At 59.7% G+C, this 24,907-nt stretch carries 23 protein-coding genes; 19 read left to right on the top strand and 4 right to left on the bottom strand.

What is annotated here, in order from left to right; genetic code table 11:
- Positions 1-777 precede the first annotated feature (777 nt).
- The 16 genes from mraZ to lpxC all read left to right on the top strand — a co-directional run bounded on the left by mraZ (position 778) and on the right by lpxC (position 18,628).
- A complete protein-coding gene (gene mraZ, locus EGY12_RS10610) occupies positions 778-1,236 on the top strand; it encodes a division/cell wall cluster transcriptional repressor MraZ (protein ID WP_025159638.1) in 459 nt (152 codons plus the stop codon).
- A 2-nt stretch (positions 1,237-1,238) separates the two neighbouring features.
- Complete coding sequence (gene rsmH, locus EGY12_RS10615) at positions 1,239-2,180, top strand: 16S rRNA (cytosine(1402)-N(4))-methyltransferase RsmH (RefSeq protein ID WP_123893501.1); 942 nt, start codon at positions 1,239-1,241, stop codon at positions 2,178-2,180.
- Positions 2,177-2,497, top strand: coding sequence for a cell division protein FtsL (gene ftsL, locus EGY12_RS10620; protein ID WP_033651674.1), 321 nt, complete (start codon positions 2,177-2,179; stop codon positions 2,495-2,497). Before rsmH ends, ftsL begins: the two co-directional genes overlap by 4 nt.
- A gap of 42 nt (positions 2,498-2,539) precedes the next feature.
- Positions 2,540-4,303 carry a peptidoglycan glycosyltransferase FtsI gene (locus EGY12_RS10625; protein ID WP_004932790.1) on the top strand — a complete coding sequence of 588 codons (1,764 nt, stop codon included), beginning with the start codon at positions 2,540-2,542 and terminating at the stop codon, positions 4,301-4,303.
- Positions 4,290-5,777: a UDP-N-acetylmuramoyl-L-alanyl-D-glutamate--2,6-diaminopimelate ligase gene (murE, locus tag EGY12_RS10630; RefSeq protein ID WP_123893502.1), complete on the top strand. Its 1,488-nt coding sequence runs from the start codon at positions 4,290-4,292 to the stop codon at positions 5,775-5,777. Before EGY12_RS10625 ends, murE begins: the two co-directional genes overlap by 14 nt.
- Positions 5,774-7,135 carry a UDP-N-acetylmuramoyl-tripeptide--D-alanyl-D-alanine ligase gene (gene murF, locus EGY12_RS10635; protein WP_123893503.1) on the top strand — a complete coding sequence of 454 codons (1,362 nt, stop codon included), beginning with the start codon at positions 5,774-5,776 and terminating at the stop codon, positions 7,133-7,135. The genes murE and murF overlap by 4 nt, the downstream gene beginning before the upstream one ends.
- A complete protein-coding gene (mraY, locus tag EGY12_RS10640) occupies positions 7,129-8,211 on the top strand; it encodes a phospho-N-acetylmuramoyl-pentapeptide-transferase (protein WP_004932782.1) in 1,083 nt (360 codons plus the stop codon). The genes murF and mraY overlap by 7 nt, the downstream gene beginning before the upstream one ends.
- A gap of 2 nt (positions 8,212-8,213) precedes the next feature.
- Positions 8,214-9,533 carry a UDP-N-acetylmuramoyl-L-alanine--D-glutamate ligase gene (murD, locus tag EGY12_RS10645; protein ID WP_123893505.1) on the top strand — a complete coding sequence of 440 codons (1,320 nt, stop codon included), beginning with the start codon at positions 8,214-8,216 and terminating at the stop codon, positions 9,531-9,533.
- Positions 9,530-10,732, top strand: coding sequence for a cell division protein FtsW (gene ftsW / locus EGY12_RS10650; protein WP_123893507.1), 1,203 nt, complete (start codon positions 9,530-9,532; stop codon positions 10,730-10,732). The genes murD and ftsW overlap by 4 nt, the downstream gene beginning before the upstream one ends.
- A 3-nt stretch (positions 10,733-10,735) precedes the next feature.
- A complete protein-coding gene (gene murG, locus EGY12_RS10655; protein ID WP_004932773.1) occupies positions 10,736-11,800 on the top strand; it encodes an undecaprenyldiphospho-muramoylpentapeptide beta-N-acetylglucosaminyltransferase in 1,065 nt (354 codons plus the stop codon).
- 83 nt (positions 11,801-11,883) lie between these two features.
- A complete protein-coding gene (gene murC / locus EGY12_RS10660) occupies positions 11,884-13,359 on the top strand; it encodes a UDP-N-acetylmuramate--L-alanine ligase (protein ID WP_025301571.1) in 1,476 nt (491 codons plus the stop codon).
- Positions 13,352-14,272, top strand: coding sequence for a D-alanine--D-alanine ligase (locus tag EGY12_RS10665; RefSeq protein WP_123893509.1), 921 nt, complete (start codon positions 13,352-13,354; stop codon positions 14,270-14,272). The genes murC and EGY12_RS10665 overlap by 8 nt, the downstream gene beginning before the upstream one ends.
- A gap of 1 nt (position 14,273) precedes the next feature.
- A complete protein-coding gene (ftsQ, locus tag EGY12_RS10670) occupies positions 14,274-15,125 on the top strand; it encodes a cell division protein FtsQ (protein WP_004932761.1) in 852 nt (283 codons plus the stop codon).
- Complete coding sequence (gene ftsA / locus EGY12_RS10675; RefSeq protein WP_004932758.1) at positions 15,122-16,378, top strand: cell division protein FtsA; 1,257 nt, start codon at positions 15,122-15,124, stop codon at positions 16,376-16,378. The genes ftsQ and ftsA overlap by 4 nt, the downstream gene beginning before the upstream one ends.
- 74 nt (positions 16,379-16,452) lie before the next feature.
- Positions 16,453-17,607, top strand: a complete 1,155-nt coding sequence (gene ftsZ, locus EGY12_RS10680; protein WP_004932757.1) for a cell division protein FtsZ — start codon at positions 16,453-16,455, stop codon at positions 17,605-17,607.
- Between the two features lie 103 nt (positions 17,608-17,710).
- Positions 17,711-18,628: a UDP-3-O-acyl-N-acetylglucosamine deacetylase gene (lpxC, locus tag EGY12_RS10685; RefSeq protein ID WP_004932754.1), complete on the top strand. Its 918-nt coding sequence runs from the start codon at positions 17,711-17,713 to the stop codon at positions 18,626-18,628.
- A gap of 102 nt (positions 18,629-18,730) precedes the next feature.
- On the opposite strand, the gene EGY12_RS10690 is transcribed toward lpxC, so the two are convergent.
- Complete coding sequence (locus EGY12_RS10690) at positions 18,731-19,246, bottom strand: DUF721 domain-containing protein (protein ID WP_033637110.1); 516 nt, start codon at positions 19,244-19,246, stop codon at positions 18,731-18,733.
- Between the two features lie 26 nt (positions 19,247-19,272).
- Between EGY12_RS10690 and secM the strand changes: the two genes are divergently transcribed.
- The 3 genes from secM (at position 19,273) to mutT (ending at position 23,079) form a co-directional block, all read left to right on the top strand.
- Entirely contained in the window at positions 19,273-19,803 is a 531-nt protein-coding gene (gene secM / locus EGY12_RS10695; RefSeq protein WP_033641259.1) for a secA translation cis-regulator SecM, read from the top strand.
- 82 nt (positions 19,804-19,885) lie between these two features.
- Positions 19,886-22,594, top strand: coding sequence for a preprotein translocase subunit SecA (gene secA / locus EGY12_RS10700; protein WP_123893511.1), 2,709 nt, complete (start codon positions 19,886-19,888; stop codon positions 22,592-22,594).
- 80 nt (positions 22,595-22,674) lie between these two features.
- Positions 22,675-23,079, top strand: coding sequence for an 8-oxo-dGTP diphosphatase MutT (gene mutT, locus EGY12_RS10705; RefSeq protein ID WP_123893513.1), 405 nt, complete (start codon positions 22,675-22,677; stop codon positions 23,077-23,079).
- A 39-nt stretch (positions 23,080-23,118) separates the two neighbouring features.
- Here mutT and yacG read toward each other — a convergent pair whose 3' ends face one another.
- Genes yacG through coaE form a run of 3 tightly spaced genes read right to left on the bottom strand, consistent with a single transcriptional unit; the run spans position 23,119 to position 24,734 of the window.
- On the bottom strand, positions 23,119-23,310 hold the full coding sequence (gene yacG, locus EGY12_RS10710; RefSeq protein ID WP_049200292.1) for a DNA gyrase inhibitor YacG: 192 nt from the start codon (positions 23,308-23,310) through the stop codon (positions 23,119-23,121).
- Between the two features lie 51 nt (positions 23,311-23,361).
- On the bottom strand, positions 23,362-24,114 hold the full coding sequence (gene zapD, locus EGY12_RS10715) for a cell division protein ZapD (RefSeq protein WP_025301579.1): 753 nt from the start codon (positions 24,112-24,114) through the stop codon (positions 23,362-23,364).
- Positions 24,115-24,119: 5 nt separating this feature from the next.
- Positions 24,120-24,734, bottom strand: a complete 615-nt coding sequence (gene coaE, locus EGY12_RS10720; RefSeq protein WP_123893515.1) for a dephospho-CoA kinase — start codon at positions 24,732-24,734, stop codon at positions 24,120-24,122.
- Positions 24,735-24,907: the final 173 nt, after the last annotated feature.

Consider the following 24,907-nt stretch of genomic DNA (forward strand, 5'->3'; position numbering starts at 1 on the left):
ATCTGCATTGTATTTTTTAACTAGATTTATATTTTTATTTTTAACATTTGTTCGGTTTTTGTCCTGCAGAACCGGGGGAGGGGAGAGGGGGAAGAGATTAAAATCGGCGTTTTGAAATAAACTCATTAAAAACATATGGTTGCGATTTTTGACATCGAGTGGGATTTTTTTCCGGTAAAAATTGTGGAAATAAAGGTGTAAGAAAATGAAACCATAATTGTAAACAGGTATTTTGGGAATAATCTTACCAAATTGATTTAAATCGAAATTACTTCTGCTCGTAATATCCGAGCCATTTATTTTTATCGCAGCCTCATCACTGCGGTGCAAATTGCAGTAAAATAGCGCCCGGCTTTACGGTGAATAACGATTGAGCGTTATTAACTCAAGTAGTTATGGCCTTATTCCGCGAGCGGATAGCCTAACGCCGAGCCTTGGCGGGCGCGGCTCGCCAGCGCTTACAGCCCTGAGATTGCCGAGCTGAAAAATGAGACATGGCTTGCAGAAGGAAGTAATGAGTTAATTAATCGCCAGTTCGTCAGGTTTTTAATCAGATTCTTTCCGCTTAGAAAATTCTCTCCGTTTATCATGGTGTTAATTTTTAATCGTCGAATAATCAGAGTTTCTTTCGCGAGTCAGCTCCCAAAATGACCAGAGAAATATTGCCAAAGCGCTGGCGCTCTGGCTTGACAAGGTTTTCATACCCTCCGTAAACTCCATTGTGTGGGAATTTGTGGGGTAAAGTGGTGAAAACGGTCACTAAGGGGTAGCTCAGGAATGTTCCGTGGAGCGACGATGGTCAACCTCGACAGTAAAGGGCGGCTTGCCGTACCTACCCGATATCGGGAATTGCTCAACGAGGAATCGCAAGGCCAAATGGTCTGTACCATTGACCTCCATCAGCCCTGCCTGCTGCTTTATCCTTTGCCCGAATGGGAAATTATTGAACAAAAATTATCACGTCTGTCGAGCATGAATCCCGCCGAGCGCCGCGTTCAGCGCCTGTTGTTGGGGCATGCCAGTGAGTGTCAGATGGATAGTGCCGGTCGTTTGCTGTTAGCCAATACGCTGCGTCAGCACGCCGGACTCACGAAAGAAGTGATGCTGGTCGGTCAGTTCAACAAGTTTGAACTGTGGGATGAACAGACCTGGTATCAACAAGTCAAGGATGATATTGACGCTGAACAGTCGACTCAGGAACCGTTGTCTGAGCGGCTACAGGACTTGTCGCTATAAGCATGCTGGAAAACTATAAACACACCACCGTCCTGCTGGACGAAGCCGTCAACGGCCTCAACATCCGCAGCAACGGCATATATATCGACGGTACTTTTGGTCGCGGTGGCCATTCTCGTCTGATTCTGTCCCAACTGGGGCCGGAAGGACGCTTGCTGGCGATTGACCGTGACCATCAGGCGATTGCAGCCGCCAAATCTATTGAAGATCCTCGTTTTACCATCGTACACGGCCCATTCTCCGAGTTGTCGCACTATGTGCGGGAACGCGAACTGGTGGGCAAGATCGACGGCGTTCTGCTCGATCTGGGCGTTTCTTCGCCGCAGCTTGACGACGCGGAGCGCGGATTCTCCTTTATGCGCGACGGGCCGCTGGACATGCGCATGGATCCGTCCACCGGCCTGTCTGCCGCAGAGTGGCTGATGAAGGCCGAAGCGGACGACATCGCCTGGGTGCTGAAAACCTTTGGCGAAGAGCGTTTCGCCAAGCGTATCGCGCGCGCCATCGTCGAAAGAAACCGCGTGGAGCCGATGACGCGCACCAAAGAGTTGGCGGATCTGATTGCCGATGCCAGCCCGTTCCGTGAAAAGCACAAGCATCCGGCGACGCGCAGCTTCCAGGCGATTCGTATCTATATCAACAGCGAGCTGGAAGAGATCGAGCGTGCGCTCGACGGCGCGCTGGAAGTGCTGGCCCCACAGGGCCGTTTGTCGATCATCAGCTTCCACTCGCTGGAAGACCGCATCGTCAAACGCTTTATGCGTCACCATAGCCGCGGCGCCCAGGTGCCGGCGGGCATTCCGTTGACCGAAGAACAGCTGCGCGGCATGGGCGGCCGGACGCTGAAAGCGCTGGGAAAAATGATGCCTTCGGAAGCGGAAGTGGCGGACAACCCGCGTGCGCGCAGCTCGGTGCTGCGTATTGCTGAGAGGATGCCCGCGTGATCGGCAACGAACGCCACGGTTTGGTCGGGGTCATTGGCGGCGACCTGCTGCGCAACGCCAAGATCCCCATGATTTTACTGATTGCGTCACTGGTCTCCGCGATTTTCGTGGTGACCACCGCGCACCGCACCCGCCTGCTGACCGCCGAGCGCGAGCAGCTGGTTCTGGAGCGCGATGCGCTGGATATCGAGTGGCGCAACCTGATTTTAGAAGAGAACGCCCTCGGCGATCACAGCCGGGTTGAACGTATCGCAACAGAAAAACTGCAGATGCAACATGTTGATCCATCGCAGGAAAATATCATAGTTAAACAATGAATGGTTTAACCGGAATAATGACACGGAGTAGAAAGGAAACGCATGAAAGCAGCGCGCCCCGGTAAGTTGAGACGCCAGGAAGATCAGGCCAGCTTTGTCAGCTGGCGTTTTGCGTTGCTGTGCGGCTGCATTTTGCTGGCGATGGTCGGCCTGATGCTGCGCGTCGCGTACCTGCAGGTCATCAACCCCGATCGTCTGGTGAAAGAAGGCGACATGCGTTCGCTGCGCGTGCAGGAAGTGCCGACCGCGCGCGGCATGATCAGCGATCGCGCCGGCCGTCCGTTGGCGGTCAGCGTGCCGGTCAATGCGGTGTGGGCGGATCCGAAAGAGCTGAACGAGCGCGGCGGCATCACGCTGGACAGCCGTTGGAAAGCGCTTTCCGATGCGCTGAACATCCCGCTGGACCAATTATCCAACCGTATTAACGCCAACCCGAAAGGGCGCTTCGTTTATCTGGCGCGCCAGGTTAACCCGGCGATCGGCGACTACATCCACAAGCTCAAGTTGCCGGGGATCTACCTGCGGCAGGAGTCACGCCGGTACTATCCGGCGGGGCAGGTGACGTCGCACATCATCGGCGTGACCAACATCGACGGGCAAGGTATCGAAGGCGTAGAGAAGAGCTTCGACCGCTGGCTGACCGGGCAACCGGGTGAGAGAACGGTGCGTAAGGACCGCTTCGGCCGGGTCATCGAAGATATCTCCTCCGTCGACAGCCAGGCGGCGCACAACCTGGTACTGAGCGTCGATGAACGCCTGCAGGCGCTGGTGTATCGCGAGCTGAACAACGCCGTGGCGTTCAACAAGGCCGAGTCGGGCACTGCGGTGCTGATCGACGTGAACACCGGCGAAGTGCTGGCGATGGCCAACAGCCCGTCTTACAACCCGAACAACATGGCCGGTACGCCGAAAGAGACCATGCGTAACCGTGCCATCACCGATATTTTTGAACCCGGTTCAACCGTGAAGCCGATGGTGGTGATGACCGCGCTGCAAAACGGCGTGGTGAGAGAAAACAGCGTGCTGAACACCATCCCGTACCGCATTCAGGGCCACGAGATCAAAGACGTGGCGCGGTACTCGGAGCTGTCATTGACCGGGATCTTGCAGAAGTCGAGTAACGTCGGTGTTTCAAAGCTGGCGTTAGCGATGCCGTCCTCAGCGTTAGTAGATACTTACTCTCGTTTTGGGCTGGGAAAAGCGACCAATTTGGGGCTGGTCGGAGAAAGCAGTGGCATATACCCAAAAAAACAACGGTGGTCTGACATAGAGAGGGCCACCTTCTCTTTCGGCTACGGGCTGATGGTAACTCCGTTACAGTTGGCGCGAGTCTATGCAACGATCGGCAGCCTGGGCGTGTATCGCCCATTGTCGATCACCAAGGTTGACCCTCCGGTCGCCGGTGAACGCGTTTTCCCTGAACCTCTGGTGCGCACCGTGGTGCACATGATGGAAAGCGTGGCCTTGCCGGGTGGCGGCGGCGTGAAAGCCGCCATCAAGGGATACCGTATCGCCATCAAAACCGGTACCGCGAAAAAAGTGGGTCCGGACGGCAAATACGTCAACCGATACATCGCTTATACCGCCGGCGTCGCGCCGGCAAGTAACCCCCGTTTTGCCCTGGTGGTCGTCATCAACGACCCGCAGGGTGGGAAATACTATGGTGGCGCAATCTCCGCGCCGGTGTTCGGTGCCATCATGGGCGGCGTATTACGTACCATGAACGTCGAGCCTGACGCGTTGCCTACCGGTGACAAAAGCGAATTAGTGATTAACAAGAAAGAGGGTTCAGGTGGCAGATCGTAATTTGCGCGACTTACTCGCCCCGTGGGTGCCGACGGCACCCGGGCGCGCGCTGCGGGAAATGACATTAGACAGCCGTGTGGCGGCTGCCGGGGATCTGTTTGTCGCCGTTGTCGGCCATCAAACGGATGGACGCCGCTATATTCCGCAGGCCATCGCGCAGGGCGTCGCCGCTGTGATCGCCGAAGCTGACGGTCAGGCCGAAGACGGCGCCATCGTTGAAATGCACGGCGTGCCGGTGATCTACCTGAGCCAACTGAACCAGCGCCTTTCCGCGCTGGCCGGGCGTTTTTACCATCAGCCGGGCGAGCGTCTGCGTCTGGTCGGCGTGACCGGTACCAACGGCAAAACCACCACCACCCAACTGCTGGCGCAGTGGAGCCAACTGCTGGGCGAAACCAGCGCGGTGATGGGTACCGTCGGCAACGGCCTGCTGGGCCAGGTGTGTCCGACCGAGAATACCACCGGTTCTGCGGTGGATGTTCAACACGTATTAAACGATTTGGCGGAACAGGGCGCGACCTTCGCCGCCATGGAAGTCTCTTCCCACGGTCTGGTGCAACACCGGGTAGCGGCGCTGCCGTTCGCCGCCGCGGTCTTCACCAACCTGAGCCGTGACCACCTGGATTACCACGGTGACATGGCCAATTACGAGGCGGCCAAATGGTCGCTGTTCGCTGCCCACAGCGTGGGGCAGGCGATCATCAACGCGGACGATGAAGTCGGTCAGCGCTGGCTCGGCAAGCTGCCGGATGCGGTGGCGGTGACGATGCAGGGCAACCTGCAGCCGGGCTGTCACGGCCGCTGGCTGAAAACCACGGCGGTTGACTATCACGACAACGGCGCCACCGTTCGTTTCAGCTCCAGTTGGGGCGACGGCGAGATCGAAAGCCGCCTGATGGGCGCTTTCAACGTCAGCAACCTGCTGTTGGCATTGGCGACGCTGTTGTCACTGGGCTATCCGCTGGAGGCGTTGGTGGAAACCGGCAGCCGCCTGCAGCCGGTCTGCGGCCGTATGGAAGTGTTTAACGCGCCGGGCAAACCGACGGTGGTGGTGGATTACGCCCACACGCCGGATGCGCTGGAGAAAGCGCTGGAAGCCGCGCGTCTGCACTGCCAGGGGCAGCTGTGGTGCGTGTTCGGCTGCGGCGGCGATCGCGACAAGGGCAAGCGTCCGCTGATGGGTGGCATCGCCGAGCAGTTCGCCGATCGCGTGGTGATCACCGATGACAACCCGCGTACCGAAGAGCCGCGCGCGATTATCAACGACATCCTGACCGGATTGCTGGACGCCGGGCAGGCGCTGGTGATCCACGGCCGCGCCGAAGCGGTGACCAGCGCCATCATGCAGGCGCAGGAACAGGATGTGGTGTTGGTGGCAGGCAAAGGCCACGAAGATTATCAGCAGGTAGGCAACCGCCGCCTGGATTACTCCGACCGCACGACGGTCGCCCGACTGCTGGGGGTGCTGGCATGATCCCTGTCTCTCTTCAGACACTGGCTGAGGTATTGAGCGCTGAACTGATCGGCGCCGATTGCCAAATTGTCGAGGTGACGACAGACACCCGCAAGGTGACCGCCGGTTGCCTGTTTGTGGCGCTGAAAGGCGAGCGTTTCGACGCTCATGACTTCGCGGCGGATGCCGTAGCCGCAGGTGCCGGGGCGCTGCTGGTCAGTAAGCGCTTATTGGTGGACGTGCCGCAGCTGGTGGTGCAAGACACCCGTCTGGCGTTGGGGCAGCTTGGCGCCTGGGTGCGTCAGCAGGTGCCGGCGCGCGTGGTGGCGCTAACCGGTTCCTCGGGCAAGACATCGGTGAAAGAAATGACCGCCGCCATTCTGCGCGAATGCGGCGAAGTGTTGTATACCGCCGGCAACTTCAATAACGACATCGGCGTGCCGCTGACGCTGTTGCGTCTGGAGCCGCAGCATGATTTTGCCGTGATAGAGCTGGGCGCTAACCATATTGGCGAAATCGCTTACACCACCGCATTGACGCGTCCGCAGACCGCTTTGGTGAACAACCTGGCGGCTGCGCACCTGGAAGGCTTCGGCTCGCTGGCCGGCGTCGCCCAGGCGAAAGGTGAAATCTTTACCGGCCTGCCGGCCGACGGCGTGGCGATCATCAACGCCGATAACAACGACTGGCCGCACTGGCAAAGCATGCTGGGCGGCAAAACCGTCTGGCGCTTCTCGCCGCAGGCCGCCGAAGGCGTGGACTTCTTCGCGGATAACGTGCGGGTGAACGGTGCAGGCACGCAGTTCACGCTGCACAGCCCGTTCGGCACCGCCGAGATCGCGCTGCCGCTGCCGGGGCGCCACAACGTGGCCAATGCGCTGGCGGCAACGGCGCTGGCGATGTCGGTGGGTGCCACCCTCGAAGCGGTGCGTCAGGGGTTGAAACAGTTGCAGGCGGTGCCGGGGCGTCTGTACCCGGTAGCGCTGGCCGAAGGCAAGCTGCTGCTGGACGACAGCTATAACGCCAACGTTGGGTCGATGACCGCAGCGGCTCAGGTGCTGGCAGAGATGCCGGGCTACCGTGTGATGGTGGTCGGCGATATGGCCGAGCTGGGCGCAGAAGCGGAAGAGTGCCACCGTCAAGTGGGCGAAGCCACCCGTCTCGCCGGCGTCGACAAAGTGATCAGCGTCGGCGGTTTGAGCCGCGTGCTGAGCGAGGCGTCCGGCAACGGCGAACATTATCAGGACAAGACAGCAGTGATCGCGCGCGTGGCGGAATTACTGTCGAAACATGCGGTAATTACCGTGTTAATCAAAGGTTCACGTAGTGCCGCAATGGAGCAGGTAGTACGCGCGTTACAGGAGAAAGCACCATGTTAGTTTGGCTGGCCGAGCATTTGGTCAAGTATTACTCAGGCTTCAACGTCTTTTCTTATCTGACGTTCCGAGCCATTGTCAGCCTGCTGACCGCGCTGTTCCTGTCGTTGTGGATGGGCCCGCGGGTGATCAAGCGTCTGCAAGAAATGTCCTTTGGCCAGGTGGTACGTAACGACGGCCCCGAGTCGCACTTCAGCAAACGCGGCACGCCGACCATGGGCGGCATCATGATCCTGACCTCCATCACCATTTCGGTGCTGATGTGGGCTTATCCGTCCAATCCGTATGTCTGGTGCGTGCTGTTCGTGCTGGTGGGTTACGGCATCGTCGGTTTTGTCGACGACTACCGCAAGGTGGTGCGTAAGGACACCAAAGGGCTGATCGCCCGCTGGAAGTATTTCTGGCAGTCGGTGATTGCGCTGATTGTCGCATTCGCCATGTACGCCGTAGGAAAAGACACGCCAGCCACCGAGCTGGTTGTGCCGTTCTTTAAGGACGTGATGCCGCAGTTGGGCTTGCTGTACATCCTGCTGGCCTATTTCGTGATCGTCGGCACCAGCAATGCGGTCAACCTGACCGACGGCCTGGACGGCCTGGCGATCATGCCGACGGTATTCGTGGCGGCCGGCTTCGCGCTGGTGGCCTGGGCGACCGGTAACATGAACTTCGCCAACTACCTGCATATTCCGTATCTGCGTCATGCCGGCGAGCTGGTGATCGTGTGTACCGCCATCGTCGGCGCCGGTCTCGGGTTCCTGTGGTTTAACACTTACCCTGCTCAGGTGTTTATGGGCGACGTCGGTTCGCTGGCGCTGGGCGGCGCGCTGGGCACCATTGCGGTGCTGCTGCGCCAGGAGTTCCTGTTGGTGATTATGGGCGGCGTATTCGTGGTAGAGACGCTGTCGGTGATCCTGCAGGTGGGGTCGTTCAAGCTGCGCGGGCAACGCATTTTCCGCATGGCGCCGATTCACCACCACTATGAATTGAAAGGCTGGCCGGAGCCGCGCGTGATCGTGCGCTTCTGGATCATTTCGCTGATGCTGGTGCTGATTGGCCTGGCAACGCTGAAGGTGCGTTAATCATGGCAGACTATCAGGGTAGAAAAGTCGTCATCATCGGGTTGGGCCTCACCGGCCTGTCCTGTGTCGATTTCTTCATGGCGCGCGGCGTGACGCCGCGCGTGATGGATACCCGTATCGCGCCGCCAGGGTTGGACAAACTGCCGGAAAGCGTGGAGCGCCATCTGGGCGATCTGAATCAGGACTGGCTGCTGGCGGCAGATCTGATCGTCGCCAGCCCGGGCGTCGCGTTGGCGACCCCGGCATTGAGCGCCGCGGCGGAAGCCGGCGTGGAAATCGTCGGCGACGTCGAACTGTTCTGCCGTGAAGCGCAGGCGCCTATCGTGGCGATCACCGGCTCCAACGGCAAGAGCACCGTCACCACCCTGGTGGGTGAGATGGCGAAAGCCGCCGGTTGGGCGGTGGGCGTGGGCGGCAATATTGGCCTGCCGGCGCTGAGCCTGCTGCGCCAGGAATGTCAGCTTTACGTGCTGGAGCTGTCCAGCTTCCAGCTGGAAACGACGTATAGCCTGCGGGCGGCGGCGGCGACCATCCTGAACGTGACCGAAGATCATATGGATCGCTATCCGTTCGGCCTGCAGCAGTATCGCGGCGCCAAGCTGCGCGTGTATGAAAACGCCGCAGTATGCGTGGTGAACGCGGACGATGCGCTGACCATGCCGGTGCGCGGTGCCGACGAGCGCTGCGTCAGCTTTGGTGCCGACGTGGGCGACTATCATTTGAACCGTCAGCAGGGGGAAACCTGGCTGCGGGTGCGCGGCGAGAAGGTGCTGAATACGCGCGAGATGAAGCTGACCGGCCGCCACAACTTCACCAACGCCCTGGCGGCGCTGGCATTGGCGGATGCGGTCAACATCCCGCGCGCGTCCAGCCTGAAGGCGCTGACCACCTTCACCGGCCTGGCACACCGCTTCCAGCTGGCCTGGGAGAATAACGGCGTGCGTTGGATCAACGATTCCAAAGCCACCAACGTCGGCAGCACCGAAGCGGCGCTGAACGGCCTGCAGGTGGACGGCACGCTGCATCTGCTGCTGGGCGGCGACGGCAAGTCCGCCGATTTCTCGCCGCTGGCGCGCTATCTGCAGGGCGACAATGTGCGTCTGTATTGCTTTGGCCGCGACGGCGCCCAGTTGGCGCGGCTGCGGCCGGAAGTGGCGACGCTGACCGAAACCATGGAGCAGGCGATGCGCACCATCGCCGGCCGCGTACAGCCTGGCGATATGGTATTGCTGTCGCCGGCCTGCGCCAGCCTCGATCAGTTCCGTAATTTTGAAGTGCGCGGCGATGAGTTCGCCCGCCTGGCGCAGGAGCTTGGCGGATGAAACTACGCTTGCCGAACTTCGGGCTGACAGAACGGCTGAAAGACTGGGTGACCGGCGCGCGTGACAACGACGCGGTCAACATGGTGCTGTACGATCGCACCCTGCTGTGGCTGACCTTCGGGTTGGCGATCATCGGTTTCGTGATGGTGACCTCGGCGTCGATGCCGATCGGCCAACGCCTGGCGGACGATCCGTTCCTGTTCGCCAAACGTGACGCGCTGTACCTCGGCCTGGCGTTCGGCCTGTCGCTGGTGACGCTGCGCGTCCCGATGGAAGTTTGGCAGCGCTACAGCAACGTGATGCTGCTGATGTCGATCGTGATGCTGCTGATCGTGCTGGTGGTGGGGAGCTCGGTGAACGGGGCCTCGCGCTGGATCGCGATCGGCCCGCTGCGTATTCAGCCGGCGGAGCTGTCCAAGCTGTCGCTGTTCTGCTACCTGGCGAGCTATCTGGTGCGCAAGGTGGAAGAGGTGCGCAGCAACTTCTGGGGGTTCTGTAAGCCGATGGGCGTGATGGTGGTGCTGGCGGTACTGCTGCTGGCGCAGCCGGACCTCGGTACCGTGGTAGTGCTGTTCATCACCACGCTGGCGATGCTGTTCCTGGCCGGCGCGAAAATGTGGCAGTTCCTGGCGATCATCGGTTCTGGCGTGTTTGCCGTGGTGCTGCTGATCATCGCGGAACCGTACCGTATGCGCCGCGTGACTTCGTTCTGGAACCCGTGGGCCGACCCGTTCGGCAGCGGCTACCAGCTGACCCAGTCGCTGATGGCGTTCGGCCGCGGCGAGTTCTGGGGACAGGGGCTCGGCAACTCGGTGCAGAAACTGGAGTATTTGCCGGAGGCGCACACCGACTTCATCTTCTCCATTCTGGGTGAAGAACTGGGCTATATCGGTGTGGTTTTAGCCCTGTTAATGGTATTCTTCGTCGCTTTTCGCGCGATGTCCATCGGGCGCCGCGCGCTGGAGATCGACCAACGCTTCTCCGGCTTCCTGGCCTGCGCGATTGGCGTTTGGTTCAGCTTCCAGGCGCTGGTTAACGTTGGCGCCGCCGCGGGCATGCTGCCGACCAAAGGTCTGACGCTGCCGCTGATCAGTTACGGTGGCTCGAGCTTGCTGATTATGTCGACGGCCATCGTGCTGTTGCTGCGAATTGATTATGAAACGCGCCTGACCAAGGCTCAGGCGTTTGTGAAGAGGTAAGGGATGAGCGGGAAACCTAAGCGTTTAATGGTGATGGCAGGTGGTACCGGCGGACACGTGTTCCCGGGGCTGGCGGTCGCGCATCATCTGATGGCGCAGGGCTGGCAGGTGCGCTGGCTCGGAACCGCAGACCGAATGGAAGCCGATCTGGTGCCGAAGCACGGGATCGAGATTGATTTTATCCGCATCTCCGGCCTGCGCGGCAAAGGCCTGAAGGCCCAGCTGACTGCGCCGCTGCGGATCTGGCAGGCAGTGCGCCAGGCGAAAGCCATCATGCGCAGCTATCAGCCGGATGTGGTGCTGGGGATGGGGGGTTACGTTTCCGGCCCCGGCGGCCTGGCGGCCTGGCAGTGCGGCATCCCGGTGGTGTTGCACGAGCAGAACGGCATCGCCGGTTTGACCAACCGCTGGCTGGCGCGCATCGCCGCCAAAGTGATGCAGGCTTTCCCCGGCGCGTTCCCGAACGCCGAGGTGGTGGGCAACCCGGTGCGTACCGACGTGTTGGCGCTGCCATTGCCGGCGGAGCGTTTGCAAGGGCGCGAAGGCCCGATCCGCGTGCTGGTGATTGGCGGAAGTCAGGGCGCGCGCGTGCTGAATCAGACAGTTCCTGAAGTCGCGGCGCGTTTGGGCGATAGAATTACGCTCTGGCATCAGGTTGGCAAGGGCGCGCTGGAAACGGTGCTGCGCGACTACGAAAGGGTAGGGCAGACGCAGCACAAGGTGACCGAGTTCATCGACGACATGGCAGCCGCCTACGCCTGGGCCGACGTGGTGGTCTGCCGCTCCGGCGCGTTGACCGTCAGCGAAATCGCGGCGGCGGGGCTGCCGGCGATCTTCGTGCCGTTCATGCACAAGGACCGTCAGCAGTACTGGAATGCGCGTCCGCTGGAAGAAGCCGGCGCGGCGAAGATTATCGAACAGCCGCAGTTCAACGCCGATGTGGTGGCCGAACTGCTGGCGAGCTGGGATCGCAAGACGCTGCTGGCCATGGCCGAGAAAGCGCGAGCGGTCGCCATTCCGGACGCCACCGAGCGCGTGGCGGCGGAACTGGTGCGGCTCGCCAAGTAACGAGTGCAGGGGTTCGGTGTGCCGAGCCTGAATAAAGCAATGTGATGTAGGGCCGGGGTACCGGATCCGGATTAGAGAGAGTGATGAATACACAACAACTGGCGAAACTACGTACTATCGTGCCCGAGATGCGTCGCGTCCGGCACATTCACTTTGTCGGCATCGGTGGCGCCGGCATGGGTGGTATCGCCGAAGTGTTGGCAAACGAAGGGTATCAGATCAGCGGCTCCGACCTGGCGCCGAATCCGGTCACCCAACAGCTGAGCGCGCTCGGGGCGACGATTTACTTCAATCACCGTCCGGAAAATGTGCTGGATGCGAGCGTAGTGGTGGTCTCTACCGCCATCTCCGCCGACAACCCGGAGATCGTCGCCGCTCGTGAAGCGCGCATCCCGGTGATCCGCCGCGCAGAGATGCTGGCGGAGCTGATGCGTTTTCGCCACGGCATCGCTATCGCCGGCACGCACGGCAAAACCACCACCACGGCGATGGTTTCGAGCATTTACGCCGAAGCCCGCCTGGACCCGACCTTCGTCAACGGCGGGCTGGTGAAGGCGGCGGGCACCCACGCACGACTAGGGTCCAGCCGTTATCTGATTGCGGAAGCGGATGAGAGCGATGCGTCTTTCCTGCATCTGCAGCCGATGGTGGCCGTGGTCACCAACATCGAAGCCGACCACATGGACACGTACCAGGGCGACTTCGAGAACTTGAAGCAGACGTTTATCAATTTCTTGCACAACCTGCCGTTCTACGGCCGCGCGGTGATGTGCATCGACGACCCGGTGGTGCGTGAGCTGTTGCCGCGCGTGGGTCGCCACATCACCACCTACGGCTTCAGTGAAGATGCCGATGTGCGGATCGAAGACTACCGGCAGATTGGGCCGCAGGGGCACTTTACCCTGAGCCGTCAGGACAAGCCGTTACTGACGGTGACGCTGAACGCGCCGGGCCGCCACAATGCGTTGAACGCAGCGGCGGCGGTAGCGGTGGCGACCGAAGAAGGCATTGACGACGAGGATATCCTGCGCGCGTTGGCGGGCTTCCAGGGCACCGGGCGTCGCTTCGATTTCCTCGGGGAGTTCCCGCTGGAGCCGGTCAACGGCAAAGCGGGCAGCGCGATGCTGGTGGACGACTATGGCCACCACCCGACCGAGGTGGACGCCACCCTGAAAGCGGCGCGCGCCGGTTGGCCGGACAAGCGCTTGGTGATGATCTTCCAACCGCACCGTTATACGCGTACGCGCGATCTGTACGACGATTTCGCCAACGTGCTGTCGCAGGTGGATGTGCTGCTGATGCTCGACGTGTATGCCGCCGGCGAAGCGCCGATCCCGGGTGCGGACAGCCGTTCGCTGTGCCGTACCATCCGCAGCCGCGGCAAGTTGGATCCGATCCTGGTTTCCGATGCTGATACCGTGCCGGAAACCCTGGCACAGCTGCTGCAGGATGAAGACCTGGTGCTGGTGCAAGGCGCCGGCAACGTGGGCAAAATCGCCCGTAAACTGGCCGAGCTGAAGCTGCAGCCGCCGAAAAAAGAGGAGGAGCACCATGGCTGATAAAGTTGCAGTTCTGCTGGGCGGCACCTCCGCCGAACGTGACGTTTCTCTGCAATCCGGCGCCGCGGTGCTGGCCGGGTTGCGCGAAGCCGGTATCGATGCGCACGGCGTCGATACACGCGATTTCCCGGTGACCCAGCTGAAAGAGCAGGGGTTCACCAAAGTATTTATCGCGCTGCACGGCCGCGGCGGCGAGGACGGCACCCTGCAGGGGGTGCTGGAGTTCCTCGAACTGCCTTATACCGGCAGCGGCGTGATGGCCTCGGCGCTGACCATGGACAAATGGCGCACCAAAATGGTGTGGCAGTCGATGGGCTTGCCGGTGGCGCCTTACGTGGCGTTGAATCGCCAGCTGTACCTCGGCGGCGAAAAAGCGGCGCTGCTGGCACGCGTGGCGGATCTCGGTCTGCCGCTGATCGTCAAGCCGAGCCGCGAGGGCTCCAGCGTCGGCATGAGCAAGGTCACCGAAAGCGCCGCGTTGGAAGCCGCATTGGAAGAGGCCTTCCGCCATGACGACGACGTATTGGTGGAGAAGTGGCTGAGCGGCCCGGAATACACCGTGGCGATGCTGGGCGACCAAGTGCTGCCGTCGATCCGCATCCAGCCGGCCGGCGTGTTTTACGACTACCAGGCCAAGTACATTTCGGACGACACGCAGTACTTCTGCCCGAGCGGTTTGAGCGCCGAGCAGGAAGCCGAGATGGCGGCGTTGGCGCTGCGCGCCTACCGCGGTCTGGACTGCAGCGGCTGGGGCCGCGTCGACGTGATGCAAGACAGCGATGGCAGCTTCTATCTGCTTGAGGTGAATACCTCTCCGGGCATGACCAGTCATAGCCTGGTGCCGATGGCGGCGCGCCAGTTTGGATTAAGCTTCTCGCAGTTGGTGGCGAGAATTTTGGAGTTGGCCGACTGATATGTCGCAAGCTGCCCTGAATGCGCGCGATCGCGAGGTGGATAACGGCCCGCGCCGCAGCAATGGAACCCAGTTGGCGGGAATGATTTTCCTGCTGATGGTGTTGGGAACGGTCGTGTGGAGCGGTTGGGCGGTGCTTGGCTGGATGAAAGACGCCAGTCGCCTGCCGCTCTCAAGGCTGGTGGTGACCGGCGAACGCCACTACACCACCAACGATGATATTCGTCAGGCGATCCTGGCGCTGGGCGCGCCCGGCACCTTTATGACGCAGGATGTGGACGTCATCCAGCAGCAGATCGAACGTCTGCCGTGGATCAAGCAGGCCAGCGTGCGCAAACAATGGCCGGATGAGCTGAAGATCCATCTGGTGGAGTACGTCCCGGTGGCGCGCTGGAACGATTTGCACATGGTGGATGCCGAAGGCAAAGCGTTCAGCGTGCCGGCGGAGCGGGCGGGCAAACAGAAGCTACCGCTGCTCTACGGGCCGGAAGGGAGCGAGCAGGATGTGCTGGAAGGCTATCGGGCGATGAGCGCCACGTTGGCGGCCAGCAAATATACGCTGAAAATGGCGGCGATGACCGCGCGCCATTCCTGGCAGCTGGCGCTGGACAACGATGTCCGGCTTGAGCTGGGGCGCGATGACCGCAATGGGCGTTTGCAGCGGTTTATCGAGCTTTACCCGGTATTGCAGCAGCAGGGCCAGGCGGAGAGCAAGCGTGTCAGCTACGTCGATCTGCGCTACGAGTCCGGCGCTTCGGTAGGGTGGGCTCCGGTGTTGGTCGATCCGCAGGCGCTTGGCGGTCAGCAAAACAGTAATCAGCAACAGAATCAGGCACAGGCAAAACAACAATGATCAAGTCGACGGACAGAAAACTGGTAGTTGGACTGGAGATCGGTACTGCAAAAGTCTCCGCGTTGGTAGGGGAAGTTCTGCCCGATGGCATGGTCAACATTATCGGGGTGGGCAGCTGCCCGTCTCGCGGCATGGATAAGGGTGGCGTAAACGACCTGGAGTCGGTGGTGAAGTGCGTACAGCGTGCCATCGATCAGGCCGAGTTGATGGCGGACTGCCAGATCTCCTCGGTATACCTGGCGCTGTCGGGTAAACACATCAGCTGTCAGAACGAAATCGGCATGGTGCCGATCTCTGAAGAGGAAGTGACGCAGGACGACGTGGAGAACGTGGTGCACACCGCCAAATCAGTGCGCGTGCGCGACGAACACCGCATCCTGCACGTGATTCCTCAGGAATACGCCATCGATTATCAGGAAGGCATCAAAAACCCGGTTGGGCTGTCCGGCGTGCGTATGCAGGCCAAGGTGCATCTGATTACCTGTCATAACGATATGGCGAAGAACATCGTCAAGGCTGTGGAACGTTGCGGCCTGAAAGTTGACCAACTTATTTTCGCCGGTCTGGCCGCGAGCTATGCGGTTCTGACCGAAGATGAACGCGAACTCGGCGTTTGCGTGGTGGATATCGGCGGCGGCACCATGGATATGGCGGTGTACACCGGCGGTGCGCTGCGCCACACCAAAGTGATCCCTTACGCCGGGAACGTGGTCACCAGCGATATCGCCTACGCCTTCGGCACACCGCCGACTGACGCGGAAGCGATTAAAGTTCGACACGGCTGTGCGCTTGGGTCGATTGTTAGCAAGGATGAGAATGTAGAGGTGCCTAGCGTCGGGGGACGTCCTCCGCGCAGTCTGCAAAGACAGACGCTGGCTGAAGTCATTGAGCCACGCTACACCGAACTGTTGAATCTGGTTAACGATGAAATTTTGCAATTGCAGGAGCAACTGCGTCAGCAAGGGGTGAAGCATCATCTGGCAGCCGGTATCGTGCTGACCGGTGGCGCCGCCCAGATTGATGGCCTGGCAGCCTGTGCGCAACGGGTGTTCCACACCCAGGTACGCATCGGCCAACCCTTGAACATCACGGGTCTGACGGATTATGCGCAGGAGCCTTACTACTCGACAGCGGTAGGTCTGCTGCACTATGGAAAAGAGTCTCACCTGAGCGGTGAGACGGAAGTAGAAAAACGCGCCTCGGTGGGCAATTGGTTTAAACGTATCAATAGCTGGCTGAGAAAAGAGTTTTAATGTTTCAACAAAGAGATCATGCTGAGTAATCTTTTTATGATCTCGCAGCGACAGGCACAAAACGGAGAGAAACTATGTTTGAACCAATGGAACTAACCAATGACGCGGTGATTAAAGTCATCGGCGTCGGCGGCGGCGGTGGCAATGCCGTTGAACACATGGTGCGCGAGCGCATCGAAGGTGTTGAATTCTTCGCTGTGAACACGGACGCCCAGGCGCTCCGCAAAACGGCGGTTGGCCAAACCATCCAGATTGGTAGTGGTATTACCAAAGGTCTGGGTGCGGGCGCGAACCCGGAAGTGGGTCGCAATTCAGCGGAAGAAGACCGCGAAGCCCTGCGCGCAGCGCTGGACGGCGCAGACATGGTCTTCATCGCGGCCGGCATGGGTGGCGGTACCGGTACCGGTGCGGCGCCAGTGGTGGCTGAAGTGGCTAAAGATTTGGGTATTCTGACCGTGGCCGTGGTGACCAAGCCTTTCAACTTCGAAGGCAAGAAACGCATGGCATTCGCGGAGCAGGGTATCGCTGAGCTGTCCAAACACGTGGACTCGCTGATCACCATCCCGAACGACAAATTGCTGAAAGTTCTGGGGCGCGGCATCTCTCTGCTGGACGCGTTCGGTGCGGCCAACGACGTGCTGAAAGGCGCGGTGCAGGGTATCGCCGAGCTGATCACCCGTCCGGGCCTGATGAACGTCGACTTCGCCGACGTGCGCACCGTGATGTCCGAAATGGGCTACGCGATGATGGGTTCCGGCGTGGCTTGCGGTGAAGACCGTGCCGAAGAAGCGGCCGAAATGGCGATCTCCAGCCCACTGCTGGAAGACATCGACCTGTCCGGCGCGCGCGGCGTGCTGGTCAACATCACCGCCGGCTTCGACCTGCGTCTGGATGAGTTCGAAACCGTGGGTAACACCATCCGCGCGTTCGCGTCTGACAACGCTACCGTGGTTATCGGTACCTCGCTGGATCCGGAAATGAACGACGAACTGCGCGTAACCGTGGTTGCAACCGGTATCGGTATGGACAAGCGTCCTGAAATCACCCTGGTGACCAATAAGCAGGCCAGCCAGCCGGTGATGGATCACCGTTATCAGCAGCACGGCATGTCGCCTCTGCCGCAGGAAGTGAAACCTGCCGCCAAGGTGGTCAACGACCAAGCTGCGCAGCCGAATAAAGAGCCCGACTATCTTGATATTCCAGCCTTCCTGCGTAAACAGGCAGACTAAGAATATCCTGAGAATTTGGAATCTCCGCTCTTTGTGCTAAACTGTCCCGCCGGCCATGCTGTATGCTTGGCTGGTAGGATGGATAACATTGCGAGATAAAACGATGATCAAACAAAGGACATTAAAACGTATTGTTCAGGCGACTGGTGTCGGTTTACATACCGGCAAGAAAGTCACGCTGACAATGCGCCCAGCGCCGGCTAATACCGGGGTCATCTATCGTCGCACTGACTTGAATCCACCGGTTGATTTTCCGGCTGATGCAAAATCCGTGCGTGATACCATGCTCTGTACTTGCCTGGTGAATGAGCATGACGTGCGTATTTCGACCGTTGAGCACCTCAACGCCGCGCTGGCTGGGTTGGGCATCGACAACATCGTCATTGAAGTCGACGCCGCTGAAATCCCAATTATGGACGGCAGCGCCAGTCCGTTCGTGTTCTTGCTGCTGGATGCCGGCATCGAAGAGCTGAACTCGGCGAAGAAATTCCTGCGTCTGAAAGAGACCGTGCGTGTTGAAGATGGCGACAAATGGGCCGAATTGTCCCCGCATAACGGGTTCCGCCTGGACTTCACCATCGATTTCAACCACCCGGCTATCGACGCCAGTTCTCAGCGCTATCGTCTTGATTTCTCGGCTGAGTCGTTCGTGCGTCAAATCAGCCGTGCGCGCACCTTCGGGTTTATGCGTGATATCGAATACCTGCAGTCCCGCGGCCTGGCCCTGGGCGGCAGCTTCGATTGCGCCATCGTGGTGGATGACTACCGCGTGCTGAACGAAGACGGCCTGCGTTTCGAAGACGAATTCGTACGTCACAAAATGCTGGACGCCATCGGCGACCTGTTCATGTGCGGCCACAATATCATTGGCGCGTTCACCGCGTTCAAGTCTGGCCACGCGCTGAACAACAAACTGCTGCAGGCCGTGCTGGCCAAGCAAGAAGCGTGGGAATACGTTACCTTCCAGGACGAAGCCGAAATGCCGCTGGCATTCAAGGCACCGTCCACCGTATTGGCGTAAGGTCTGAATTCCTCGCCTGCTGCGAATAACGGCAGGCGCATCCTGCGAGCCTGAGAATTCAGGCTCGTGATGCCGTCTAATGTTGTGCAGTTGTGTCGCTGATTACTTATCACGACTGGTTGTGTTGGTACCCTCTCCGGCCAATGCAGCCAGTCGTTCCAATATCTTGCGCAGTTTCTCTGGGCTACGGCTCGCCAATCCTCTCAGCTCTTCCGCACTTTCCAGACTCAAATGACGCATCGGCACGGGTTTTTCCGGCGCTTTCTCTGCGTTTTGCACCTGGTGGCTGCCTTTCGCCATTAAGGCCGGATTAATCCTGATGTCGATCGACGACAATGATGGTAGAATTTGCGCTCGTAGTGCAGACAGCAAAGCGGGTTGTTCGTAGCGCAAGCGCATCATCCAACTGGCATTTGCCGTTTCGAGCACTAAAATACCCTGTCGGAAATTCGCGACGCGGCACCAGGGATGCAGGGGAGCGGGCAACAGACCCTTCACTGCACGGTTAAGCTTGAGCAGCGCCACCGCGCGTTGCTGGACGTTATGCAGCGGCCCTTTGCTGCCGGCAGACGCGTCGTCGAACAGGACATCTAATAATTGTGGACGGCTATCGCGCATAATGGGCTCCGGCGGATTATAAACTCGTGATCGGTATTCTAAATCGTTGGCGACAATTTGGCAGACGTTATTTCTGGCCCCATCTCCTGTTAGGGATGGTTGCGGCCACGCTTGGCGCGTCTTCCAATTTGTCTGGCGCCCCCGATCAGGCCGCACTGCCGAATACGTCATCCAGCCTTAACCGGCAAAATTCGGCCAACGGCACCTTCAACAGCCTGGCCCTGCTGCAGGACGCGCATCGCCGTCCTACCTTCAGCGTAGATTATTGGCAGCAACATGCGCTGCGCACCGTCATTCGTCACCTCTCTTTCGCGCTGGCGCCGCAGGCGGTTTATGCGCGGGTGCAGGAGAGCGAAGCCGAAGCGGAACCGCCTTTGCAGGTAGCGCAACTGGCGCTGCTTTCTACCCTCAACGCGCTGCTGACGCACGAGCCGAAGCCGCCGACCATCATTCGCCATACCCACCTTGAGGTGCTGCCAACGCTGGCACGGCATCAGACCGGCCTGTGGGTGGCGCAGGTACAAGGCATTCGCGCCGGGCCTGCCGCGCTCGTCTGACTCCGCCCTCAGGGCACAAAAACCATAAATAATAGCAAGTTGACTGCCGTATTCGGCCGTCATGACAGAGATATCAAACATCATGTTAGTGAAATTATTAACCAAAGTTTTTGGCAGCCGTAACGATCGTACCCTGCGCCGCATGCGCAAAGTGGTTGAGCAGATCAACCGCATGGAACCGGACATGGAGAAACTGTCCGATGACGAGCTGAAAGCGAAAACCAACGAGTTCCGGGCGCGCCTGGAGAAAGGCGAGTCGCTGGAAAGCCTGATCCCAGAGGCCTTCGCCGTGGTGCGTGAGGCGAGCAAACGCGTGTTCGGCATGCGTCACTTCGACGTGCAGCTGCTGGGCGGCATGGTGCTGAACGACCGCTGCATCGCCGAGATGCGTACCGGTGAAGGTAAAACCCTGACCGCGACGCTGCCGGCCTACCTGAACGCCCTGAGTGGCCGCGGCGTGCACGTCGTGACCGTCAACGACTATCTGGCGCAGCGTGACGCCGAAAACAACCGCCCGCTGTTCGAGTTCCTCGGCCTGAGCATCGGCATCAACCTGCCGGGCATGCCGGCGCCGGCCAAGCGTGAGGCTTACGCCGCCGACATCACCTACGGCACCAACAACGAATACGGCTTCGACTACCTGCGCGACAACATGGCGTTCAGCCCGGAAGAGCGCGTGCAGCGCAAACTGCACTATGCGCTGGTGGATGAGGTGGACTCCATCCTGATCGATGAAGCGCGTACGCCGCTGATCATTTCTGGCCCGGCTGAAGACAGTTCCGAGATGTACATCAAGGTCAACAAGCTGATCCCTAAACTGATCCGCCAGGAAAAAGAAGACTCCGACACCTTCAAGGGTGAAGGGCACTTCTCGGTGGATGAGAAGGCGCGTCAGGTCCACCTGACCGAACGTGGCCTGATCCTGATCGAAGAGATGCTGGTGGAAGCCGGCATCATGGATGAAGGCGAGTCGCTGTACTCGCCGACCAACATCATGCTGATGCACCACGTTACCGCCGCGCTGCGCGCCCACGTGCTGTTCACCCGCGACGTTGACTACATCGTGAAAGACGGTGAAGTGATCATCGTCGACGAACACACCGGGCGTACCATGCAGGGCCGCCGTTGGTCCGATGGCCTGCACCAGGCGGTAGAAGCCAAAGAAGGCGTGGAGATCCAGAACGAGAACCAGACGCTGGCTTCGATCACCTTCCAGAACTACTTCCGTCTGTACGAGAAGCTGGCCGGGATGACCGGTACCGCCGATACCGAAGCCTTCGAATTCAGCTCGATCTACAAGCTGGACACCATCGTGGTGCCAACCAACCGTCCGATGATCCGTAAGGACATGCCGGATCTGGTGTACATGACCGAGAAAGAGAAGATCGGCGCCATCATCGAAGACATCCGCGAGCGTACCGCCAAAGGCCAGCCGGTGCTGGTGGGTACCATCTCAATCGAGAAATCCGAAGTGGTTTCCCATGAGCTGACCAAAGCGGGTATCGAGCACAAGGTGCTGAACGCCAAATTCCACGCCATGGAAGCGGACATCGTCGCCCAGGCAGGCCAGAGCGGTGCGGTGACCATCGCCACCAACATGGCGGGCCGTGGTACCGATATCGTGCTGGGCGGCAGCTGGCAGGCCGAAGTGGCACTGTTGGAAGAGCCGACCGAAGAGCAGATCGAGGCCATCAAAGCGGCCTGGAAAGTGCGCCACGACGCGGTGCTGGCGGCGGGCGGCCTGCATATCATCGGTACCGAGCGCCATGAATCGCGCCGTATCGATAACCAGCTGCGCGGCCGTTCCGGTCGTCAGGGTGATGCCGGTTCATCCCGCTTCTACCTGTCGATGGAAGATGCCCTGATGCGTATCTTCGCCTCGGATCGCGTATCCGGCATGATGCGTAAACTGGGCATGAAAGAAGGCGAAGCGATTGAGCACCCGTGGGTGACCAAAGCGATCGCCAACGCCCAGCGCAAGGTAGAGAGCCGTAACTTCGACATCCGTAAGCAGCTGCTGGAATACGACGACGTCGCCAACGATCAGCGCCGCGCCATCTACAGCCAGCGTAACGAATTGCTGGACGTGTCCGACGTGAGCGAAACCATCGCCAGCATCCGCGAGGACGTGTTAAAGAGCACCATCGACAACTACATCACGCCGCAGTCGCTGGAAGAAGAGTGGGACATTCAGGGGTTGGAAGAGCGCCTGAAGAACGACTTCGATCTGGAGATGCCGATCGCACAATGGCTGGACAAAGAGCCGGAATTGCACGAAGAGACGCTGCGCGAACGCATTCTGGAGAACGCCAAAGAGCAGTACCAGCGTAAGGAAGAAGTGGTCGGCAGCGAAATGATGCGCAACTTCGAGAAGGGCGTGATGCTGCAGACGCTGGATTCCCTGTGGAAAGAGCACCTGGCGGCGATGGACTACCTGCGTCAGGGTATCCACCTGCGCGGCTATGCGCAGAAGGATCCGAAGCAGGAGTACAAGCGTGAATCCTTCAACATGTTCGCCACCATGCTGGAATCGCTGAAATATGAAGTGATCAGCGTGCTGAGCAAGGTACAGGTGCGGATGCCGGAAGAGGTGGAAGCGCTGGAGCAGCAACGCCGTGAAGAGGCCGAGCGCCTGGCGCAGCACCAACAGCTGAGCCACCACGACGAGAACGCGCTGGTGACCGAAGATCCGAACGCGCCGGCGACCGCCGAGCGTAAAGTGGGCCGCAACGATCCGTGCCCATGCGGCTCCGGCAAGAAATACAAGCAGTGCCACGGTCGCCTGCAGTAATGCCGGCCGCGGTTAACCGATAATACCCAGGGGTTCAGCTTGCTGAGCCCCTGTTTTTTGACACCCATCAGGAGGGTGAGATGAAACATCTGAATATCGCCGTGGGCATCATCCGTAATGCGCAACGGGAAATTTTTATTACCCGCCGCGCCGCCGACGCGCACATGGCCGGATTCTGGGAGTTTCCCGGCGGCAAGATCGAACAGGGTGAAACGCCGGAGCAGGCGCTGAGCCGCGAACTGCGAGAAGAGACCGGTATCGAAGCCGAACGCGCCGAGCTGCTGGAGGTGGTGGAGCACCGCTTCAGCGATCGCATCGTGACGCTGAATTTTTATCTGGTGGAAGCCTGGGCGGGTGAGCCGTTCGGTCGTGAGGGGCAACCGATGCGCTGGGTAAAACAGGCGGATCTGCGTGAAGACGAGTTCCCGGAAGCCAACATCGGCATTATTCAGCTGTTGGTGGCGCAGGCGAACGCCGCGCAATAACAAGATTGGCCTGGCGGGCGCCAGGCCAATAGCGGACGATCAGCGATCGTCCATTTCACTCCAGTCATCGCTTTCCGACAGATCGCTGTTACTCGGAATGCGCTTCTCTTCATCGGCCCATTCGCCCAGATCGATCAATTGGCAGCGCTTGCTGCAAAACGGACGGAACGGGCTGACTTCGCCCCAAACCACGCCGGTGCCACAGGTTGGGCATTTTACTACGGTCGTCATAACGGTTCCTTACACCTTCTGTAAGTGCTGAGAAGGCTTTCTTTCACAAGTTCAACAACAGGCCAGTTCGAACGTCAGACGTTCAGGTACCACGCCATTTTCGCTGTCCAGCGGCAGGAAACGAATGGCATAGCGCGTCTTGTGGCCGGAAATTTGCGGGTAAAGCTGCGGCGCCAGATGGAGGCGCAGGCGCAGGAGATCCGCTCCTTCGGCATTGTCCTGGAAAAAGCCGTTCAGGCTGATTTGATTGCGGAACGGCCCGGATTGGCGGATCAGATCCAACACCATGATCAGCGCCTGGTTCAGCGGATCCAGCGATTGCAACCAAGCGGCGACGTCGGCATCGCGATCCTGCTGCGGCGCGTGCATCCACATGTGCAGGGTCGGCAGATCGAAGCTGCAGCAGCCACCGGGAATATTCAGCCGCTGACGCACCAGGCCGATCAGCCGGTCTTCACGCAGCGCCTGACCGAGGCGCGGCGCCGCCATCAGCGCCGATGAACGCGATTTCAACTGGCCGCGCAGCTGATCGATCAGCGCCATGTCCACGCCCGGCACATCGGCCCAGGCCAACAGTTTCTGCTGCTGACGTTCCAGCTCTTTAAGCAGTTCGGTGCGTACTTCGCCGCGCTCCAGTACGTCCAGCAAGTCGGAGACGGTGCGAAAGAAGGTGAGGGCGATGGCGGTTTCACTCAGGGCGCGTTGGCCGTGCAGCTGTTGCAGCAGGAATTCGATGCGCAGCCAGGTGCGCATTTTTTCGTTCAAGGGGTGTTCAAAGAGAACGGTTGGGGAAACATCACTCATGCAGTTTAATCCTGTTGGGGCGCTGTTGCCGCCAGTTCAAGGTAGCGACGATGCAGTGCGGCGACCTGTGGCTCTATCCCCTGAGCGGCGCCGCTGTTGTCAATAATGTCATCCGCCACGGCGAGGCGCTGCTGGCGCGTGGCCTGGGCGGCGAGAATGCTTTGTGCTTGCTCACGGCTGACGCCGTCGCGCGCGATGGTGCGAGCCAACTGGATTTCGGCGTCAACGTCGATCACCAGCACCCGATCGGCGCGATCCTGCAGACCGTTTTCCACCAACAGCGGCACGATCCACAGCGCGTACGGGCTGGTGGTCTGCGCCAGTTGACGCTGGGTTTCACGGTGTATCAGCGGATGCAGCAGTTGGTTCAGCCAGGTTTTGTCATCGGGATGGCTAAAGATACGCTTACGTAGCGCAGCGCGGTTCAACGCGCCGTCCGGCAGCAACATTTCATTACCAAATCGCTCGGCTATCGCGGCCAAAGCAGGGGTGCCCGGCTCGACGACCTGACGGGCGATCACGTCGGCATCGACAAGGGTTGCGCCGTGGCGCGCAAAAGCGTTCGCGACGGTCGTCTTGCCGCTGCCTATGCCCCCGGTCAACGCAACAATGTAGGCCATGGTGTTAGGTGCATCCGATGTTCATAAAAAAATAATAGACGAATCATAAAGCGATCGCGCAGAAGTGCAAGTCGGCAGGCGGCGCTTACGCGTCGGCGCCGATCGGACGGCGAGAAAAAGCGCAGCGGCACGGCAAAAATGAGCGGGCAATCACACTGCGATTATGCAGGTAA

The sequence above is a fragment of the Serratia sp. FDAARGOS_506 genome, from assembly GCF_003812745.1.
Lineage (GTDB): Bacteria > Pseudomonadota > Gammaproteobacteria > Enterobacterales > Enterobacteriaceae > Serratia.

Excerpts from the sequence above, each read along its gene's own strand:
- zapD (WP_025301579.1), bottom strand. The coding sequence starts at position 24,114 with ATGAGTGATGTTTCCCCAACCGTTCTCTTTGAACACCCCTTGAACGAA.
- ftsZ (WP_004932757.1), top strand. The coding sequence starts at position 16,453 with ATGTTTGAACCAATGGAACTAACCAATGACGCGGTGATTAAAGTCATC.
- rsmH (WP_123893501.1), top strand. The coding sequence starts at position 1,239 with ATGCTGGAAAACTATAAACACACCACCGTCCTGCTGGACGAAGCCGTC.
- coaE (WP_123893515.1), bottom strand. The coding sequence starts at position 24,734 with ATGGCCTACATTGTTGCGTTGACCGGGGGCATAGGCAGCGGCAAGACG.
- mraZ (WP_025159638.1), top strand. The coding sequence starts at position 778 with ATGTTCCGTGGAGCGACGATGGTCAACCTCGACAGTAAAGGGCGGCTT.
- EGY12_RS10690 (WP_033637110.1), bottom strand. The coding sequence starts at position 19,246 with ATGCGCGATAGCCGTCCACAATTATTAGATGTCCTGTTCGACGACGCG.
- EGY12_RS10625 (WP_004932790.1), top strand. The coding sequence starts at position 2,540 with ATGAAAGCAGCGCGCCCCGGTAAGTTGAGACGCCAGGAAGATCAGGCC.
- murG (WP_004932773.1), top strand. The coding sequence starts at position 10,736 with ATGAGCGGGAAACCTAAGCGTTTAATGGTGATGGCAGGTGGTACCGGC.
- EGY12_RS10665 (WP_123893509.1), top strand. The coding sequence starts at position 13,352 with ATGGCTGATAAAGTTGCAGTTCTGCTGGGCGGCACCTCCGCCGAACGT.
- murD (WP_123893505.1), top strand. The coding sequence starts at position 8,214 with ATGGCAGACTATCAGGGTAGAAAAGTCGTCATCATCGGGTTGGGCCTC.
- mraY (WP_004932782.1), top strand. The coding sequence starts at position 7,129 with ATGTTAGTTTGGCTGGCCGAGCATTTGGTCAAGTATTACTCAGGCTTC.
- secA (WP_123893511.1), top strand. The coding sequence starts at position 19,886 with ATGTTAGTGAAATTATTAACCAAAGTTTTTGGCAGCCGTAACGATCGT.
- ftsW (WP_123893507.1), top strand. The coding sequence starts at position 9,530 with ATGAAACTACGCTTGCCGAACTTCGGGCTGACAGAACGGCTGAAAGAC.
- lpxC (WP_004932754.1), top strand. The coding sequence starts at position 17,711 with ATGATCAAACAAAGGACATTAAAACGTATTGTTCAGGCGACTGGTGTC.
- yacG (WP_049200292.1), bottom strand. The coding sequence starts at position 23,310 with ATGACGACCGTAGTAAAATGCCCAACCTGTGGCACCGGCGTGGTTTGG.
- murF (WP_123893503.1), top strand. The coding sequence starts at position 5,774 with ATGATCCCTGTCTCTCTTCAGACACTGGCTGAGGTATTGAGCGCTGAA.
- murC (WP_025301571.1), top strand. The coding sequence starts at position 11,884 with ATGAATACACAACAACTGGCGAAACTACGTACTATCGTGCCCGAGATG.
- mutT (WP_123893513.1), top strand. The coding sequence starts at position 22,675 with ATGAAACATCTGAATATCGCCGTGGGCATCATCCGTAATGCGCAACGG.
- ftsA (WP_004932758.1), top strand. The coding sequence starts at position 15,122 with ATGATCAAGTCGACGGACAGAAAACTGGTAGTTGGACTGGAGATCGGT.
- ftsQ (WP_004932761.1), top strand. The coding sequence starts at position 14,274 with ATGTCGCAAGCTGCCCTGAATGCGCGCGATCGCGAGGTGGATAACGGC.